The sequence below is a fragment of the Symbiobacterium ostreiconchae genome, assembly GCF_055396975.1.
In genome coordinates, this window is record NZ_AP042454.1 from 2086696 (window position 1) to 2102901 (window position 16206).

20 protein-coding genes and 1 tRNA gene are annotated in these 16206 nt (G+C 70.3%); 12 read left to right on the top strand and 9 right to left on the bottom strand.

The window, feature by feature from the left end:
* Nucleotides 1-128: 128 nt before the first annotated feature.
* A complete protein-coding gene (infA, locus tag ACZ5UM_RS10090; protein WP_464843890.1) occupies nucleotides 129-356 on the top strand; it encodes a translation initiation factor IF-1 in 228 nt (75 codons plus the stop codon).
* 167 nt (nucleotides 357-523) lie between these two features.
* On the opposite strand, the gene ACZ5UM_RS10095 is transcribed toward infA, so the two are convergent.
* Nucleotides 524-721, bottom strand: a complete 198-nt coding sequence (locus tag ACZ5UM_RS10095) for a hypothetical protein (RefSeq protein WP_464843891.1) — start codon at nucleotides 719-721, stop codon at nucleotides 524-526.
* Nucleotides 722-838: 117 nt separating this feature from the next.
* On the opposite strand from ACZ5UM_RS10095, the gene ACZ5UM_RS10100 reads away from it, so the two are divergent.
* Both ACZ5UM_RS10100 and ACZ5UM_RS10105 read left to right on the top strand, forming a co-directional pair.
* A complete protein-coding gene (locus ACZ5UM_RS10100) occupies nucleotides 839-1168 on the top strand; it encodes a hypothetical protein (protein ID WP_464843892.1) in 330 nt (109 codons plus the stop codon).
* Nucleotides 1169-1278: 110 nt separating this feature from the next.
* A complete protein-coding gene (locus ACZ5UM_RS10105; RefSeq protein ID WP_464843893.1) occupies nucleotides 1279-2649 on the top strand; it encodes a glucose-6-phosphate isomerase in 1371 nt (456 codons plus the stop codon).
* Nucleotides 2650-2832: 183 nt separating this feature from the next.
* On the opposite strand, the gene ACZ5UM_RS10110 is transcribed toward ACZ5UM_RS10105, so the two are convergent.
* Both ACZ5UM_RS10110 and ACZ5UM_RS10115 read right to left on the bottom strand, forming a co-directional pair.
* A complete protein-coding gene (locus ACZ5UM_RS10110) occupies nucleotides 2833-3093 on the bottom strand; it encodes an RNA recognition motif domain-containing protein (protein ID WP_464843895.1) in 261 nt (86 codons plus the stop codon).
* 111 nt (nucleotides 3094-3204) lie between these two features.
* Complete coding sequence (locus tag ACZ5UM_RS10115) at nucleotides 3205-3756, bottom strand: chromate transporter (protein WP_464843897.1); 552 nt, start codon at nucleotides 3754-3756, stop codon at nucleotides 3205-3207.
* A 137-nt stretch (nucleotides 3757-3893) separates the two neighbouring features.
* On the opposite strand from ACZ5UM_RS10115, the gene ACZ5UM_RS10120 reads away from it, so the two are divergent.
* The gene (locus ACZ5UM_RS10120; protein ID WP_464843898.1) at nucleotides 3894-5351 is read left to right on the top strand and encodes a DUF92 domain-containing protein; all 1458 of its coding nucleotides are present in this window, start codon (nucleotides 3894-3896) and stop codon (nucleotides 5349-5351) included.
* A 49-nt stretch (nucleotides 5352-5400) separates the two neighbouring features.
* Here the strand turns inward: ACZ5UM_RS10120 and ACZ5UM_RS10125 are convergent, their stop codons facing one another.
* Nucleotides 5401-5868 carry a COG2426 family protein gene (locus tag ACZ5UM_RS10125; RefSeq protein ID WP_464843899.1) on the bottom strand — a complete coding sequence of 156 codons (468 nt, stop codon included), beginning with the start codon at nucleotides 5866-5868 and terminating at the stop codon, nucleotides 5401-5403.
* 158 nt (nucleotides 5869-6026) lie between these two features.
* Nucleotides 6027-6815 (bottom strand): polysaccharide deacetylase family sporulation protein PdaB, encoded by a 789-nt coding sequence (pdaB, locus tag ACZ5UM_RS10130; protein ID WP_464843901.1) that lies wholly within the window; start codon nucleotides 6813-6815, stop codon nucleotides 6027-6029.
* Nucleotides 6816-6990: 175 nt separating this feature from the next.
* Here pdaB and ACZ5UM_RS10135 point away from each other — a divergent pair, with 175 nt between their 5' ends.
* From ACZ5UM_RS10135 to ACZ5UM_RS10160, 6 genes are all read left to right on the top strand, one after another.
* Entirely contained in the window at nucleotides 6991-8628 is a 1638-nt protein-coding gene (locus ACZ5UM_RS10135) for a thiamine pyrophosphate-binding protein (RefSeq protein WP_464843903.1), read from the top strand.
* 272 nt (nucleotides 8629-8900) lie between these two features.
* Nucleotides 8901-9506: a thioredoxin-dependent peroxiredoxin gene (prxU, locus tag ACZ5UM_RS10140; protein WP_464848342.1), complete on the top strand. Its 606-nt coding sequence runs from the start codon at nucleotides 8901-8903 to the stop codon at nucleotides 9504-9506.
* A 163-nt stretch (nucleotides 9507-9669) separates the two neighbouring features.
* Nucleotides 9670-9996 carry a hypothetical protein gene (locus tag ACZ5UM_RS10145; RefSeq protein ID WP_464843905.1) on the top strand — a complete coding sequence of 109 codons (327 nt, stop codon included), beginning with the start codon at nucleotides 9670-9672 and terminating at the stop codon, nucleotides 9994-9996.
* Nucleotides 9997-10106: 110 nt separating this feature from the next.
* The gene (locus ACZ5UM_RS10150) at nucleotides 10107-10670 is read left to right on the top strand and encodes a histidine phosphatase family protein (RefSeq protein WP_464843906.1); all 564 of its coding nucleotides are present in this window, start codon (nucleotides 10107-10109) and stop codon (nucleotides 10668-10670) included.
* A 14-nt stretch (nucleotides 10671-10684) separates the two neighbouring features.
* A complete protein-coding gene (locus ACZ5UM_RS10155) occupies nucleotides 10685-11524 on the top strand; it encodes a hypothetical protein (RefSeq protein WP_464843907.1) in 840 nt (279 codons plus the stop codon).
* Between the two features lie 149 nt (nucleotides 11525-11673).
* Nucleotides 11674-12186, top strand: a complete 513-nt coding sequence (locus ACZ5UM_RS10160) for a hypothetical protein (RefSeq protein ID WP_464843909.1) — start codon at nucleotides 11674-11676, stop codon at nucleotides 12184-12186.
* Nucleotides 12187-12279: 93 nt separating this feature from the next.
* Here ACZ5UM_RS10160 and ACZ5UM_RS10165 read toward each other — a convergent pair.
* Both ACZ5UM_RS10165 and ACZ5UM_RS10170 read right to left on the bottom strand, forming a co-directional pair.
* A tRNA-Arg gene (locus tag ACZ5UM_RS10165) sits at nucleotides 12280-12356 on the bottom strand.
* Between the two features lie 57 nt (nucleotides 12357-12413).
* Nucleotides 12414-12719: a hypothetical protein gene (locus tag ACZ5UM_RS10170; RefSeq protein WP_464843911.1), complete on the bottom strand. Its 306-nt coding sequence runs from the start codon at nucleotides 12717-12719 to the stop codon at nucleotides 12414-12416.
* A gap of 94 nt (nucleotides 12720-12813) precedes the next feature.
* Here ACZ5UM_RS10170 and ACZ5UM_RS10175 point away from each other — a divergent pair, with 94 nt between their 5' ends.
* Nucleotides 12814-13542, top strand: coding sequence for an arylesterase (locus tag ACZ5UM_RS10175; protein ID WP_464843913.1), 729 nt, complete (start codon nucleotides 12814-12816; stop codon nucleotides 13540-13542).
* On the opposite strand, the gene ACZ5UM_RS10180 is transcribed toward ACZ5UM_RS10175, so the two are convergent.
* The gene (locus ACZ5UM_RS10180) at nucleotides 13496-14659 is read right to left on the bottom strand and encodes a sensor histidine kinase (RefSeq protein ID WP_464843915.1); all 1164 of its coding nucleotides are present in this window, start codon (nucleotides 14657-14659) and stop codon (nucleotides 13496-13498) included. The genes ACZ5UM_RS10175 and ACZ5UM_RS10180 overlap by 47 nt on opposite strands.
* A gap of 84 nt (nucleotides 14660-14743) precedes the next feature.
* On the opposite strand from ACZ5UM_RS10180, the gene ACZ5UM_RS10185 reads away from it, so the two are divergent.
* Nucleotides 14744-15355, top strand: a complete 612-nt coding sequence (locus tag ACZ5UM_RS10185) for a response regulator (protein ID WP_464843916.1) — start codon at nucleotides 14744-14746, stop codon at nucleotides 15353-15355.
* A 127-nt stretch (nucleotides 15356-15482) separates the two neighbouring features.
* On the opposite strand, the gene ACZ5UM_RS10190 is transcribed toward ACZ5UM_RS10185, so the two are convergent.
* Nucleotides 15483-16190 carry a hypothetical protein gene (locus ACZ5UM_RS10190; protein WP_464843918.1) on the bottom strand — a complete coding sequence of 236 codons (708 nt, stop codon included), beginning with the start codon at nucleotides 16188-16190 and terminating at the stop codon, nucleotides 15483-15485.
* Between the last annotated feature and the right edge of the window lie 16 nt (nucleotides 16191-16206).

Consider the following 16206-nt stretch of genomic DNA (forward strand, 5'->3'; position numbering starts at 1 on the left):
CAGAATCACCCGACAAGGCAGATTCGCAGCAGCCGGCCCAGCAATCCCCTGACATGGAATTTGCCGGATGTGCGGATGACGGATCGCGGGAATGCGACTATAATAGCAGAGGAAGGAGGTGATGTGTATTGGCGAGGTCGGACATGATCGAGGTGGATGGCGTGATTGTCGAACCCCGGTCCAACGGCTTTTTCACCGTCAAGCTTGACCTGGAGAATCAGCCGGAGGTGATCGCCCACCTGGGCGGGAAGCTGCGCCGGCACTTCATCCGCGTGGTCCCCGGCGACCGGGTGACGGTGGAGCTGAGCCCGTACGACCTGACGCGGGGGCGCATCGTGTACCGCTACCGCAACTGAAACCAGCGCAGAACCGACGGCACGAACCCACCGGCTGGGCGGGGCGCTTCGAACCGCCGGTTTTGCCCTGGTTTGCACGGGGGGAGCCTGAACGGGCTCCCCCCAGTGCGTCCATGCCCCATGCGCGTCTCCGGCAGTGAGGCGCATCGGGGATCGGGCCTCGAAGTTCAGAAGTCTACACTATCGATCCGCTCGATCCGGGTGGCGCGGGCCAGGCCGTTCCGGTTCACGGTATAGACGACGTCGTTTTCGAAGGCCACGACCTTCTGGCGCCTGATCACGACGCCGTCCACGACCAGGCTCGTGTTGAACCCGCCCCCCCGCAGGTCCTCCAGCAGCCGTCGGATGGTCCCGTTCTGAGGCATGTTCCGACGCCTCCTCATACACCGACTGAGAGAGCCCGGGCACAGCTCTCCCAGGTTTACAGTATGCGTTCCTGCCCATGTGTGTCAGGAGCGGGACGGGAAAGGGAGGTGGGCTGAATGCAGAACGCCTGCCGCTTTGCCCGGAGGAGCATGCGGGTCGCCCGGCGGCAGACGGGGCCCGGGCCGGCGCGGGCGCCGGCCGCGCCGCGGCAGAGCGACGGCGGCCACCACGCCGGCCGCAACGATGGCCGCAATGACAGCCGGGGCCCCTGCGCCGATGCCCTCGCAGACCTGCTGGCCGGGCTCCGGGGGCGGAAGGTGACCCTCCAGGTGGGGGCGCGGCTGCGCACCGGGAAACTGATCCTGGCCGACCCCGTCGTCCTGGTGGACGGGGAGGGGCGCGCCACCTTCGTGCGGCCGGACGCGATCCTCGCCGTCACCTTCTGACGCCGGGTGCCCCGGGTGGGGCCCGCAGACAGCAGATGCCCCGGGTTGGCCCCGCCGCTGCGGCAGGCCTATAATCTGAAAGGGAATACCGTCATTCGGAGGCGGTCGCCGTGACGTCTGCGCTGCAGTTTTCCATCTCGCCGTCCCCGGCCGGTCCGCAGCCCCACGAACTGGCGTACCTGGAGGAGCACGTCCGGATCGCCCACCGGATGCTCCACGAGCGGACAGGGCCGGGGGCTGAGTTTGCCGGCTGGCTCGACCTGCCCGAGCGCGCTGACCGGGAGGAGCTTCGCCGCATCGGGGACGCGGCCGCCCGCATCCGGAGCCAGTCCGACGCGCTGGTGGTCATCGGGACCGGCGGATCCTACCTGGGGGCCCGTGCGGCTGTGGAGGCCCTGGGGCACACCTTCCACAACCTGCTCCCGCCGGAGCGGCGCGGGGGGCCGCAGATCTTCTGGGCCGGCACGGACCTGAGTCCGCGCTACCTGACGGAGCTGTTTGAGGTGCTGGAGGGCAAGGAGGTCTCGGTGAACGTTGTCTCCAAGTCCGGGACGACCACCGAGCCCGCCCTCGCCTTCCGGCTCTTCCGCGCCTGGATGGAACGCCGGTACGGCAAGGAGGGCGCCCGGCGGCGCATCTACGTGACGACCGACCGAGCCCGGGGCGCCCTGAAGCAGCTGGCCGACGCCGAAGGCTACACCCGGTTCGTCATCCCTGACGACATCGGCGGCCGCTACTCAGTACTGACGGCCGTGGGGCTTCTCCCCATCGCCGCCGCCGGTATCGACGTCGAACAGCTCATCGCCGGCGCGGCGGCCGCGGCGGCCGCCTGCCGCGAGCCCGACCTGGCCCGGAACCCCTGCTACCAGTACGCCGCCGCCCGGCACGCCCTGTACCACAAGGGGCGGACGACGGAACTGCTGGTGACCTACGAGCCGGCCCTGCGCATGACGGCGGAGTGGTGGAAGCAGCTCTTCGGCGAGTCGGAGGGCAAGGACGGCAAGGGCATCTTCCCCGCAGCCGCAGTGTTCACCACCGACCTGCATTCGCTGGGCCAGTATATCCAGGACGGCCCGAGGCACCTGTTCGAGACCGTCGTACACGTGGAGCGTCCGTCCGCGGACATCCCGCTGCCGGAGGGCGGCACCGCCGACGGGCTGGACGACCTCCGCGGGCAGACGCTGCACCGCCTGGGACGGATGGCCTTCCTGGCGACCCGTCTCGCCCACACCGAGGCCGGGGTGCCCAACCTCACGCTCACGCTTCCGGAGCTCACGCCTTACCACTACGGCCAGATGCTCTACTTCTTCCAGAAGGCCTGTGCCATCAGCGGGTACCTGTTGGGGGTGAACCCCTTTGACCAGCCCGGCGTGGAGGCGTACAAGGCGAACCTGTACGCCCTGCTGGGCCGGCCCGGGTACGAGCAGCAGAAGGCGGAGCTGGCGCGCAGGCTGGCCGCGGAAAGGCCCCCGCACAGCTGACCCCGAGGCTCCCGGGGGCCACCGGTTCCCGACATCACGGGGGACCTGGCCCCCGACGTCACTGGGGACCCGGCCCGACGTCCCTGAGGACCTGGCCCCCGACGTCCGTGGTGACCCGGCCCCCCAACCGCACAGAAGCGGCGCCCCCGATGCGCGGGGGCGCCGCTGTGATGGCTGGTGATGTTACCTGCGGGCGGGACGGCTCTGGGCCAGGTTGACTGTCAGGACACGGCCGTTGTACGGCTGGCCGTTCCAGGCCTCGATGGCCCGGGCGGCCGCTTCCTCCTCCATGTCGACAAACCCGAACCCGCGGCTGCGGTTGGTCTCGCGGTCCAGCACGATCTTCGACCGCAGCACCTCCCCGTACGGGGCGAAGAGCTCATGCAGATCCTCATCCGTGGTAGCCCAGGGCAGATTCCCAACGAAAATGCTCACAACGGCCAAGTCTGACAGCCTCCTAAATGAGAGTCACGGGACCCGGCATACCTCTTCGCCTTCGGGCGTCAGAACCCTGCTGCCCCCGGAAAAACTTCTGCGCGGCGGCGCCGGCCGCGGCTAGCGGAGGAAGAGGGCGCCGATCGCCAGCGACGCCAGCACCCCGTAGATCGGGGAGAGCTTGAGGTACTGCACGGAGATGAAGAACGCGGCGGCGATGCCGAAAGGCAGCCAGCTCAGCGGCCCGGTGCCCCGGGGCTGGAAGGCGAAGGCCGCGAAGTCCCACGCCAGCATGGCCAGCATCACGAAGACCACCGGCCGGATGCCGGCGACCATGCCCTTCAGGACCGGGCTGTCCTTGAACCGGAGCAGCAGCCCCGCCAGGGCGATCATGATCAGGCCGACGGGCAGCGTGACGGCGATCAGGGACACAATGGCCCCCGGCCATCCCGCCACCCGGTAGCCGATGTACATGGTCAGCTTGGTCGCGATCGGACCGGGCAGCGCGTTGCCGATGGCGAGCGCCGTGCCGAACTCCTCCCGGGTGACCCAGTTGAAGACCTCCACGGCCTCGTGCTCGTACAGCGGAACGATGGACGGCCCGCCGCCGAACCCCAGCAGCGTCGCGCGGCCGAAGCCGATGAACAGATCGAGCAGCGTTCTCCACATCATCGCGACCAACCCTGCCTTTCCAAACGATAGGTACTCGGTGTCCTGCGCACCGCATTCAGGTTGCCCATTGCCATTCCCTGAAGGTATGTTTCAGACCTGGAGCGAAGTTCTCCTGTCGGAGCGAGGAGGAATGCAGGATGGGCGACCTCTGGGCAGTACTTGCGGCATTTGCCTATGTGGGCAGCGTGGTGGCGGTGGGGGAGGCCGGATACCGGCTGGGCTTGCCCCGGCCCATCGCCCGCAAGATCGTGCACGTGGGCGCGGGGCTGTGGGTCATCGGCACGCTGCTGGCGTTTGAAAACCGGTACCTGGCGGCGGTGCCGCCCGCCGTTTCTGCCGCCCTCAACTGGATCATCCACCGCCGGCGGCTCCTGGGTGCGGTCGAGGCCGACGCTGACAACCTGGGGACCGTCTGGTTCGCCGTCTCGTTCGCCCTGCTGGTGCTGCTGGCCTGGGACGAGCCCGCGGCCCTGGCCGGCGGCGTGCTCGCCATGACGCTGGGCGACGCCATGGCCTCCACGGTGGGCCTGCGGCTGGGCAGGCGGCGCTACGCCACGGTGGAAGGCCGGGTGAAGAGCCTGGAGGGCTCCGTCACCATGTTCGCCGTCACCCTGGCGACCCTCCTCGCGGTGCTCCGCATCCTCTCGCCGGAGCTGGCGCCGAAGGCGCTGGCGGGCCTGGCCGTCCTGGCCGCCGTGGCGGCGGCCTGTGCCGAGGCCCTGGGCATCAAGGGGCGGGACAACCTGTGGGTGCCCCTGGGCACGGGCCTCGTGCTCTGGGTCGGCCTGCACCACATCACGCCGCTGCTGCCCGCTCTGGGTCTGGGCGCCCTGCTGGCCGCCCTGATCGGGCTTGCCGCCTGGCTGAAGGGCGCGCTGACGCCCAGCGGTGTGCTCGGCGCCATCCTCACGGGCACTGCCGTCTTCGGCCTGAGCGGATGGCCGGGCGGGCTGGCACTCGTGGCGTTCTTCGTCTCGGGCAGCCTGCTCTCCAGGCTCTTCCGGCAGCGCAAGGCGGCGGTTGAGGCCGACTTCGCCAAGACCGGCACGCGCGACCTCGGCCAGGCGCTGGCCAACGGCGGCGTGGCCGCCGTAGCGGCCGTCGCGCACGCGGCCACCGGCGACGCCGCGTGGCTGGGCGCCGTCCTGGGCAGCCTGGCTGCGGCCGCGGCGGACACCTGGGCCACGGAGCTGGGGGTCCTGTCACACACGCCGCCCCGGCTCGTCACCACTTTCCGCCGGGTGTCGCCGGGGACCAGCGGCGCCGTCTCCCTCCACGGTACGCTGGCCGCCGTGGGCGGGGGGCTGCTCATCGGGCTGGTCGGGGCCCTGGCCGGCCCGCTGGGGTGGCGCCTTCTCCCCTGGGTGACGCTGGCCGGCCTCGCCGGCTCGTTCCTGGACTCGCTCCTGGGGGCGACCGTGCAGGGCATCTACTGGTGCCCGCGGTGCCGGAAGGAGACGGAGCGGCGCACACACAGCTGCGGCAGCCCCACCCGGCTGCACCGGGGGCGGCCGGTCGTGGGCAACGACCTGGTCAATCTGCTTGCGACCGTCACCGGCGGTGTGGTAGGTTTCCTGGCGGTCGCATACGCATAACGGGAGGGGGGCTGCACCGGCCCCCCCTCCCGCGCGTCTCATCCAACTGTCAGAACAGGTCGATGACCGCCATGGCGCCGGTCGTCACGGCGCCCACCAGCAGGCCGGCGACGACCACCCCCACCGTCATCGACATCGCCGTGAGCATTACCGGCATCCGCATCAGGTTGGCCAGGGCCGCCCCCGTCCACAGGCCCGTACCGGGGATCGGAATGCCGATGAGGAGGGCCAGGCCGACCCAGCCCCAGCGCCGCACCTTGTCCTGGTGCCGCTCCGCGGTGCGGTCGATGCGCGCCAGCGCGCGGGCTGCCCAGGGCATCTGCTGGGCGATGCGCCGGAGCATGTACATGATGAAGATGATCAGGGGCACCTGGAGCGCGTTGCCCACGATGCCGAGCGCGATGGCCCAGGCCGGCTCCAGCCCGCTGACGATGCCCACGGGGATGCCCAGGCGCAGCTCCAGGAACGGAACGGCCGATATGCCGATGACCTTCAACGCAGCGGTCCAGTTGAGCACCAGGAACCCTCCCGGGTTGGACTCACACACCCGCGGCGGCGCCGCGGTCACGAGACCACTCTACCAGCGACAGCCTGTCCCGTCAAACGCGCAGACGGCGCCGCATCCTCCCGTTAGACGGGCTGGGGCGCGTCGCGGTTCCCCGCGCTCTCCGGATCTCAGCGCAGGACGCGGATGTGCCCGTTCATGTCCACGCCGTAGGTCCGGATCAGCTCGTCCAGCAGGAGGAAGCGGTACCCCTGTTCCCGCAGCGACCGGATGATGGCCGGCAGCGCCTGGTCGGTCTGCTTGCAGGAGTCGCTGGCGTGCATCAGGATGATGGCCCCGGGGTGCGTGAGGCGCACGGTGCGGTTCACGATGCGGTCGACGCCCGGGTTCTTCCAGTCCAGCGAGTCCACCGACCAGATGACCGTGGCGTAGCCCAGGTCCTTGGCCGCCTGGACGGAGGCCTCGTTGAAGGCGCCGTTGGGCGGCCGGATGTAGGTGGGTTCCCGGCCCGTCAGCTCTTTGAGGATCGCGTGGGCCGCCGCGATGTTCTTCGCCGCGCCCTCACGGCCCAGGGTGTTCAGGTCGACGTGCGCCTGGCCGTGGGACTCGATCTGGTGGCCGTCCGCCTGGATCTGCCTGACGATCTCCGGGTGGTTCTTCGCCCAGGGTCCCGACAGGAAGAAGGTGGCCGGCACCTTTTCCGCGCGCAGCACCTCCAGCACCTTGGGCGCCATCTGGTTTCCCCAGGAGATGTCGAAGGTGAGGGCCACCACTTTTTCATCGGTCTTGGCCGAGTAGATCGGCCGAAGGTTGGGCTGCAGCGACGCACTGACGGGCGCGGCGTCGTTGCGCTCCACCACGCGCGCCTCGGCCGCCGCCCCGGCGCGCAGCGTCAGGGAGGCCGTCAGCAGGACCAGCGCGGCGAGCCGCAGGCCCTTCGGGGTCCACGTGCGGTGCATGTCCATCCCCCTTACTGCGTGCTTCGCAAGGCTGCCCAAAGTGTGCGTGGACCGCCTCTGCCCCATACGTGGCGGACGGCAGCGAATCCTGGCAGGTCTGACAGGACGCGGACAGGAACGGCGCCGGCCATGAAGAATAGTCAGTCATGTACGAAGTTTGAAAGGGGAGCGGGAAATGAGCTTTGGTCATGCGGGGAAGCTGGTGGCCCGGGCGCTGCGGAATGAAGGCGTCGACGTCGTCTTCACCCTCTGCGGCGGCCACGTCATGTCCATCTACGACGGCTGCCTGGACGAGGGGATCCGCGTGGTCGACGTCCGGCATGAGCAGACCGCGGCGTTCGCGGCCGACGCCTGGTCCCGCCTGACCGGACGGGCAGGGGTCGCCATCCTGACGGCCGGTCCGGGGGTGACCAACGCGGTGACCGGCATCGCCAACGCCTTTCGCGCCCAGTCGCCGATGGTCGTGATCGGGGGCCAGGGGCCGCGCAGCCTGTCCGGCAAGGGGGCGCTGCAGGAGATGGACCTGCTCTCCGTCGTCCGCCCCATCACCAAGGGCCAGGTCTCCATCACCGATCCGGCGCGCATTCCGGAGCTGGTGGCCTGGGCGTTCCGGACGGCGATGTCGGGCGTTCCGGGTCCGGTCTACCTGGAGATGCCGCTGGACCTCCTCTTCGCCCCGTGGGAGAACGGCGACGTCCGCCTGCCGGCCCCCTACCCCGGCCGGCCGGCGATGCCGGGGGACGCGGACCGGGTGGCCGAGGCCGCCGCGCTGCTGCGGCAGGCGGACCGGCCCGTCGTGCTCATCGGGAGCCAGATTCGCTGGTCGCCCAACTGGCAGGCGGCCCGCGCCTTCGCCGAGAAGGTGGGCGCGCCCGTCTACGTGTCGGGCATGGCCCGGGGGCTGCTGCCCCCGCGCTGGGCGCGGTCCCGCAAGGCGGCCCTGGCGGAGGCCGACGTCGCCCTGGTGTTCGGCACCCCGCTGGACTTCCGGCTGGGCTACGGCGGGGCCCCGGTGTGGCACGAGAACTGCAAGCTGATTCACGTCGACCTGGACCCGGCGGAACCCGGCCGCAACCGGGATGCGGCAGTGGCCATTCCCGGCGACAGCGGGACGGTGATGGCCCAGCTCCTGGCCCACGGCGACCTGGGCGCCGACCGGCCCGCGCGGCAGGCGTGGCTGGAGCAGCTGGCGGCGGAGGAGGAGCGGCGTCTGGGGAAGATGCAGCCCGACCTCACCAGCGATGCCGTCCCCATCAACCCCCTGCGCCTCTGCGCCGAGGTCGACCGGGCCCTGCCGGAGGACGCCATCCTCATCGGCGACGGCGGCGACTTCGTGGCCACCGCGGCCAACGTCCTGCGGGTGCGGCGCTATCCGGCCGGGTGGATGGATCCGGGCCCGCTGGGCACGCTGGGCGTCGGGATGGGGTATGCCATGGCGGCCCGGCTGGCGCATCCCGACACGCCGGTCGTCCTGCTGCTGGGCGACGGCACCGCCGGGCTGAACCTGATGGAGGTGGAGGCGGCGGTGCGGCAGAACCTGCCCTTCGTGGTGGTGATCGGCAACGACGCCGCCTGGACCCAGATCCGCCGGGGCCAGGTGGACATGTTCGGCCCCGACCGGGCCCCCGCCACGGCGCTGGACTACACCCGCTACGAGCGGGTGGCCGAGGCCCTGGGCGGGTACGGAATCTGGGTGGAGCGCCCGGAGGAGATCGGCCCCGCGATGCGGCAGGCGCTGGCCGCGGACCGGGTGACGGTGGTCAACGTCAAGATGGGCGGCAGCGACTTCCGCGCCGGGGCGATCAGCGTGTAGCGCAAGGGCCCCCGTCCTGTCCGGGAGGACAGGACGGGGGCCATCTCGTAACCAAAAATATTCGATTACAGAAGTAGAATCATTCTAAAACACTATTCACGAACGGTTCGACTTGTATTATTATAGGGATCAGTAGAAAGGAGGTGACCCCTGTGCCTGAGACGGTTTCCTGCGGTAAGCGGACCCCGGGGATCGGGGTGATCCGGCCCGAGAAGCGCGCTCCGGAGAATGAAGAGAAGTCCGAGAGGAGGAGTGACGTGACGACGGCAAGAGTGGGCCATGAGGCGCCCGATTTCAAGGCTGAAGGGTATTTCCAGGGTGAGTTCAAGGCGTACCAGCTTTCTGAGTTCAGGGGGCAGTGGGTCGTCCTCTGCTTCTACCCCGGTGACTTCACCTTCGTATGACCGACGGAACTGTCGGCAGTTGCCGCACGTTATGACGAGCTGAAGGCGCTCGGCGTTCAGGTTCTGGCGGTCTCCACGGACTCACACTTCGTCCACAAGATCTGGCACGAGGAGGAGCTCTCCAAGATGGTGGAGGGCGGCATACCCTACCCGATGCTCTCGGACGCGAGTGGGGCCATCGGTCAGGTTTACGGCGTGTACGACGAGGTGGGCGGCGTGGACATCCGCGGGCGCTTCATCATCGATCCCGACGGCATCATCCAGGCCGCGGAGATCCTCACACCGTCGGTGGGGCGCAATGTGGATGAGCTGATCCGCCAGCTGAAGGCGTTCCAGCACGTGCGCGCATCGGGCGGAACCGAGGTCTGCCCGTCCGGCTGGCAGCCTGGCGGCAAGACCCTGCGGCCTCGTCCCGATCTGGTCGGCAAGGTCTGGCAGGAGTGGTCGCCGAAGGCGGACCTCGTTCGCAAGTAAGCGACAGCGAGAGAGAGTTCAGGGAGTGGCCTGCAGCGGCCGCTCCCTTTTCTCATGTTTTCGCGCTAAAATACTTTTCAGAACGCAGCGGCACTGGACCTGCCCGGAGCCCGCCTTCGGAACCCCGGTGGCGGGCTCGGCCGCTTTCAGGGGAGGGGGTCTTGTGAACGAGTTCCAGGTGCTCTTTGAGGCGCTGGCCGCGTTCCTGCCCGAGGCGATCCTGTCCCGGGTGCTCACCTTCGCTGCGGTCACGACGGCGCTGGTGGCCCTGCTCCGGCGCATCCCGTGGTTTGAGGCCCGCCGGCAGGTGGCCGCGCCGGTGGCTGCCCTGGTGATCGGCCAGGCGCTCGGGTGGGTGGCGGTAGGATTCGAACCCGGCCAGTGGGCCACAGCGGTGGGCGCCGGCCTGCTGATCGCCCTGGCCGCCGTCGGCGGCTACAGCAGCACGAAGAACGTGGTGCAGCGCGCCCAGAAAGCGGCCTCAATGTGAGCGAACCTTCTTGTTTTTCGACACGTCTACAGATAAAATCGCGAATATCCTACCGAATACCGTCCCGATGGGTTTCACCCGCACAGGGCCCAGGCAAGGGGGGCTGCGCGATGGGGCGCCTGTTCCTGGTGAGACACGCCAGACCGGTGGTGGATCCCGCCCGGCCCCCTTCCGAGTGGGATCTCGATCCCGCCGGTGTACCGCTCCTTGAACAGTTCGCCGGTCTGCCCCACTGGGCTTCGGCCTGCCGCATTGTGAGCAGCGCCGAACCGAAGGCCTCTCAGACGGCCGCGCACATCGCCGGCCGCCACCGCCTTCCCCCGCCGGAGACCGTCGGCGCGCTGGGCGAGCTGCGCAAGGGCTCGTTTGTCGCGAACCACGCCGAGGTGGTCGTCCGGGCCTTCCGGCAACCGGAGAAGCCCGCCGCCGACGGGTGGGAGACGGCCGCGGACGCCCTGGCCCGCTTCAGCGGCGCGATCGACCGTCTGATCGAGTCGGCCCGCGGGCGGGACCTGGTCGTGGTGTCCCATGGCATCGTGCTATCGCTGTACCTGAGCCGGCTGCAGGGGCAAAGCCGGGTCGATCCGGACGACTGGGCCCGGATCCGCATGCCCGACTACTGCGTGGTCGACACCGCCGGCATGCGGGTGGTGCAGCCCTTCGGGGCGTGGTGAGGGAGGTGGACAGGTTGGCGAACGCCGTCCGAGTTCATGCGGAACTGGCCCACGCGCGTCAGCAGCAGGGGCGCTGGGCCGAGGCGCTCCGACACGCGCGGCGGGTGATCGCTCTGGCTCCCGAAGGCAGCAGCCTTCGGCTCTGGGGCTACGCCAAGGCCGCGACCATCGCCGCCGACATGGGCCGGAGCGCGCTCGCCCACCGCTTCGCGGCCGTTTACCTCTCGCTGGCCGAGGGAGTCCCTGAGGCAGAACCCTATACCCCGTGGGTGGAGCAGGCCCTCGGCATCGCCTGCTACCAGCGCGGGCGCTACCACGAAGCCGTCGCCTGGTACCGGCGTGCGCTGCACGGCTTCGCACGGTGCGGCATGTGGGAGCAGGTCGCGGTGGTGTCGTCGATGCTCGCCTTCAACCTGGCGCGCATCGGCCGGCCCGAGGCCGCCCGGGCCTGCCTGTCTGACCGCAGCGAGTTTCCCCCTGCGCGCGCGTACCTCCACGATTCGGCGCTGACGGCCATCCTCAGCGCGGAAGGCAAGCTGGAGCAGGCGGTCCGTGTGGGCCGGCAGGCGCTGGCGGCGCCCGGCCGGCTGGCCTTTGACTGTGCAGACGCGGCGGCTGTTGCCCTCCTGGTCGCACAGGCCCTGCGGGCCCTGGGCGCGCGGAGTGAGGCAACCGCCTTCCTCCTTTCCGCCGCAAGACTTGCGGTCCGGCAGCGGTGGCAAGTTCTGGTGTACGTTCTGCTGCTCAATCGGGGCCGGAGAGGGGGTGACTCCTCCCGTGAAGCGGCGGTCTCTCGTGGTCGCGGCAGTGCTCATCCTCTTGATGGCGCTAGCCTCTGCCCTGGATGTGGATAGGGCTTCGGCCTGCAACGGCGGCAGCGGTGGGCCTCCACCCCCCGCCGGCAGCGGGTGCTAGCAGCGTGAGGCGGGAGCCGGGAGTCTCGCGCCCCGGCCCCGCCCGGCTTCCCTATCCAGATGTGGCCACGAAGGAGGTCGCCGTAGACATGGCGAATGCGCTGACGCGCGAGCACGTCGCCGGCCTGCGGCCGGCGGAGCTTCAAGCCTATGAGCAGCCGTTTTTCGAGGTCGGCGTGCCCCCTCTGGACGTGGAAGATCGCGTTCCCCACCGCAGGCTGACCAGCAGCGAGGCGGCACACCTGCAGGTCGCTCTCTGGCAGGTGGAACAGCACTTCGGCCGGGAGTACGAGGAGGTGTACCGCATCCTGGATGAGCTGCGTGCCCGCACCGAGGCACACGGCCCGCTGAACGAGGAATGGCGCACGGCCATCGATGCCGCGGCGAACCTGCACTGGAACTTCGCCCGCGCCTTCGGCGTGCTCGCCTTCCTCGCCGGGCAGCGGGAAGGTTTCCGGCTCGGCGTCGCGGCGGTGACCCGGGGTGCGCAGGATCCGACGGTCGCCACGGCCGTGATGGGGGCGCTGGCGGACGACAGGCAGCTTGACCGGCTCATCGGCCAGCTGGCTACGGGCAGGGAAGATCCCGAGTACATCCTCTAGACCGGTCTTCCGCCGCTGTAAGACTGGAAAAAAGCGACTCCAGGATTCCCGGGGCTGAACCCCGAAATCCTGGAGTCGTTCGGTTTTTCTTCCTGGCGCGCCCGGAGGGACTCGAACCCCCGACCAACAGTTTAGGAAACTGCTGCTCTATCCTGCTGAGCTACGGGCGCATGTGACTCATCCATTATACGAACCAATGCCGTCTGTGTCAACCGGGCAGCACCGTGTCAAAGCCTGCCGCGGCGCCGGGGATCGTTGTCCACCAGGTTCCGGTCGTAGATGCCGAGGCCCGGTCCGTCGGGCGTCATCACCCAGTCGATGATCACGCCGTCCAGCAGCCGACGCGCGTGCGGGTCGGCCTCCACCGGCACGCCGTCGACGACCGGGGTCGTCGGCCGGCGCGGCACCAGGGTGAGCCGCCACATGCCGCCGGTCACCTCGGGGTCGGCGACGATCGAGAGGGCCAGGTTGCCGCCCCGTTCCTGCATGATCTGGTTCAGCTTCTGAGCCGCCTGGGGCGTGAACGTGAACACCGGTCTCACCGCCTTGTGACAGGATTCGCCATCCGGCGCGGGTTTTCCTCATGGGCACCCTAAACTTGATGACCGCACGAAGGAGGCGACGCCCGTGCGCCGCACCCCCCTGGTGCTGCTCGCAATCGCCGGCCTCGCCGCGCTGCTGCTGTTCCAGGCCCACCGCCCCCGGCCGGACCCGAAGCTGGCCCTGTTCGCGCCCGCCGCGGAGATGGCCCGGGACGCCGCACCCCAGGTGCTTTCGCCGGATCCGACGCTGGACCGCACCGGCTGGCCGGTGATCGTGGCGTTCGGCGACAGCCTGACGGCGGGGCTCGGCGTCGATCCCGACCAGAACTACCCGAGCCAGCTGCAGGCGGTCCTGGACGAACTGGGGTACCGCTACCGGGTGGTCAACGCCGGCGTCTCGGGGGAGCTCACGGCCGGAGGCCTCGCCCGGGTGGAGGCCGTGCTGGAGCACGAGCCCGAGATCGTCATCCTGGAGCTGGGAGCCAACGACGGCATGCAGGCCCGGCCGGTCACCGAGGTGCGGGAGAACCTCGCGGCCATCATCGCGCGCCTGCAGGAGGCGGGGGCCACCGTGGTGCTCGCGGGGATGCGGGCGCCGCCCAACCACGGGCCGGAGTACGAGGCGGCCTTCGCCCGGATCTACACGGATCTGGCGGACGAGTACGGCCTGCCTCTCATCCCCTTCTTCCTGGAGGGCGTGGCCGGCTCGCCCTACCTGAACCAGCGCGACGGCATCCACCCCACGGCGCAGGGTTACGCCCTCGTGGTCAGAACGGTTCTGCCGGTGCTGGAGCCGCTGCTGCGCCTGCCCTGAGCGGCAGGTCGGCGGTGACGGTGGTGCCGCGGCCCGGCTGCCCGTGAACGGCCACCGTCCCGCCGAAGGCGGCGGCCCGCTCCTGCATCCCCGCAATCCCCCGGCCCGGGCGGCCGGGACGGCCGTGGCCGTCGTCGCGTAACGAGAGCCGCACCCGGTCCGGGCCGAGCTCCAGCGCCACCCAGACCTGGGTGGCGTGCGCGTGCTTGGCGCAGTTGTTGAGCGCCTCCTGCTGGATGCGGTAGAGCGCCAGGGCCACATCCGCCGGCGGCTCCGGCCCCGGCTTCAGGTCGTAGTGGACGCGCACGCCGTGCTCCTCGCCCCAGTCGAGGAGGTAGGCCCGCAGCGCCTCCGCCAGCCCCATCTGCTCCAGCAGGTGCGGGTGCAGGTTCTCCATGAGCCGGCGCAGCTCGGCGTGGGCCCACCGGAGCGAGTCCGCGGCCTCCTCCACGTGGCGGCGGCAGCCGTCGAGATCCGGCTGCCGGGCAGCGATCTCCAGCCGCCGGAGCGGCGCGATGATGCCGGTGCCCAGCCAGTCGTGGATGTCGTTGGCGATGCGCCGGCGCTCCGCATCGCGCGCCTGGACCAGCTCGCTTACCCGGCTGCGGGCCAGGGCAACGGCCCGGGCGTGGGACTGGCGCTCCCGGGCGGTGGAGCGGTCGACCACATAGGCCACCAGGAAGATGGTGCCGATGCGCAGGAACAAGAGCCCCCAGTCCAGCGGCACGCCGAAGGGGTCGTAGAGGAGGTAGATCAGGCCGTAGGCGGTGACGTTGACGCCCAGCAGGATGTACGGGGCCACCCTTCTCAGCACCACCGGGGCCGTGAGCGACATGAGGATGTAGGCGGTCCAGACCTCGGAGCCCCGGCCGCCGGTGACCACCACCATCGCCGTCAGGAGCACCGACCAGACGATGCAGTCGTACCAGAGGAGGTGCGGCCAGCCGCGGGCTCTCAGCCAGAGTTCCAGGAAGGCGGCCGCCGCCGAGAGCAGGAAGACGGCCGCGACCGGCGGCTTGATGAGCTCGGGCCGCTGGGCGAGGAGCAGGTAGATGACCACCAGCGCGCCCCAGGCGATCTGCGCCTTGTTCTCCACCGGGACGTCGGACCAGCGCATGGTCGGGCTGTACCTCCTTATGTTAAGATGGTGCTGTTGAGAACTGCTCTCGGGTGCCATTTCGACTGCCCGGAGGTGGACGCCGTGAGACTGCGGATCCTGCTGGTGGAAGACCAGACCGTGGTGCGGGAAGGGCTCAGGCAGCTCATCGAGAGCGACGCGGACATGCAGGTCGTCGGCGAGGCCGCCGGGGTCGCCGAGGCGGTGGCCCTGGCCGGACGGCTGCGGCCGGACGTGATCCTCCTGGACCTGAAGCTGACCGACGGCAGCGGGCTCGACGCGGCCCGCCAGATCCTGCAGGGCAGCGACCCGCCCGCGATCCTGGTGCTCTCCACCTACGCCGACGCGGCGCTGGTCCGGTCCGCGCTCGCGCTGGGCGCCAGCGGGTACATCCCCAAGACCGCCTCGTTCGCTGAAATCGCCTCCGCCGTGCGCACCGCCGCCCAGGGCGGGGTGGTCATCCACCCGTCGCTGGCCGGGAAGCTGGCCGGACGGGGGGAGGAGGCGCTGCGGGAGGAGGAGATCACCATGCTCCGGATGCTGGCCGAGGGGGCGTCCTACGCGGAGATCGGCAACCGGCTATACCTCAGCGAGCGCACCGTGCGCCGGCACATGAACCTGCTCTTCGACAAGATGGGCGTGCAGAACCGGACGCAGGCCGTGGCGGAAGCGATGCGGAGGGGGCTTCTCAACTAGCCCCGGGCCGGCCTGCGGGCCTCCCGCGGTCCCGCCGGAGGCCGGGCTTCCCCCGGGAAATTCGGCGCCCGGCGGGCGTTGCCCTGCACACCGAAGGCCCGGAACGGGGCGAGCCCCGCGCACGGCCTCAAAACTCGGGCATGGCGATGGTGAGGCGAAGCTGTCCGGCCTCGGCGGCGAACGAGCGGATCTCGATGCGCCTGCCCAGGGCCTGGGAGATCATGTCGCTGATCGGCAGGATGAACGCGGCCTCCCGGGCGTCGTAGCCCTGCCACTGCGGCCGGACCGCCCGGCCGGCCAGCCGGAGCAGCGCCGGCGACACGGGCACCTTCCCCAGGTGCGCCTGGGTGATCCGGAACTGGATGAGCCCCGTCTCGTCGACCTCGGGCGCCAGCCGCAGCCGGAGCCCGACGGGGCCCGAAAGCCGGTCCGGAACCTGCCCGGGCGGCGGCCGCAGCACGGCCTCCACCAGGATGACCCCGTCGTCCACGCCGCCGCGTACCCGCGCCAGCGGGCCCTCCGGCGAACCGCCGCTCAGCAGGGCGGAGGAGAGCATGCCGCTGACCTCCGCCTCGTTCAGGCGAAGGTGAACGTCGCCGCCTGTCCAGAAGGCGGCAGACTGCTCGCGGATCTGCATCGCCACGGCGACGTAGGCCGCGGTGCCGCCGGGCCCCTGCTCGAAATCGGCCACAGGGGCCAGCAGCCCGGGGGCGGCCCACCAGAGGAGGGCACCGGCCGCGACCAGCGCCGTGCAGAGGAGGGCCAGGGCCGGTCGCCGCGCGGCGCGCCTGCCCCGGCTCGCCGGAAGGGCCGGTGTCGTGGCCTGCAGCGTCATGGCATCGCTCCGTTCC

Bases quoted from the DNA above. Each gene is read 5' to 3' on its own strand.
- ACZ5UM_RS10095 (WP_464843891.1), bottom strand. From the start codon at position 721: ATGCCTCAGAACGGGACCATCCGACGGCTGCTGGAGGACCTGCGGGGG.
- ACZ5UM_RS10180 (WP_464843915.1), bottom strand. From the start codon at position 14,659: ATGCGCTGGTCCGACGTCCCGGTGGAGAACAAGGCGCAGATCGCCTGG.
- ACZ5UM_RS10150 (WP_464843906.1), top strand. From the start codon at position 10,107: ATGGGGCGCCTGTTCCTGGTGAGACACGCCAGACCGGTGGTGGATCCC.
- ACZ5UM_RS10160 (WP_464843909.1), top strand. From the start codon at position 11,674: ATGGCGAATGCGCTGACGCGCGAGCACGTCGCCGGCCTGCGGCCGGCG.
- pdaB (WP_464843901.1), bottom strand. From the start codon at position 6,815: ATGCACCGCACGTGGACCCCGAAGGGCCTGCGGCTCGCCGCGCTGGTC.
- ACZ5UM_RS10120 (WP_464843898.1), top strand. From the start codon at position 3,894: ATGGGCGACCTCTGGGCAGTACTTGCGGCATTTGCCTATGTGGGCAGC.
- ACZ5UM_RS10100 (WP_464843892.1), top strand. From the start codon at position 839: ATGCAGAACGCCTGCCGCTTTGCCCGGAGGAGCATGCGGGTCGCCCGG.
- ACZ5UM_RS10190 (WP_464843918.1), bottom strand. From the start codon at position 16,190: ATGACGCTGCAGGCCACGACACCGGCCCTTCCGGCGAGCCGGGGCAGG.
- ACZ5UM_RS10135 (WP_464843903.1), top strand. From the start codon at position 6,991: ATGAGCTTTGGTCATGCGGGGAAGCTGGTGGCCCGGGCGCTGCGGAAT.
- ACZ5UM_RS10115 (WP_464843897.1), bottom strand. From the start codon at position 3,756: ATGATGTGGAGAACGCTGCTCGATCTGTTCATCGGCTTCGGCCGCGCG.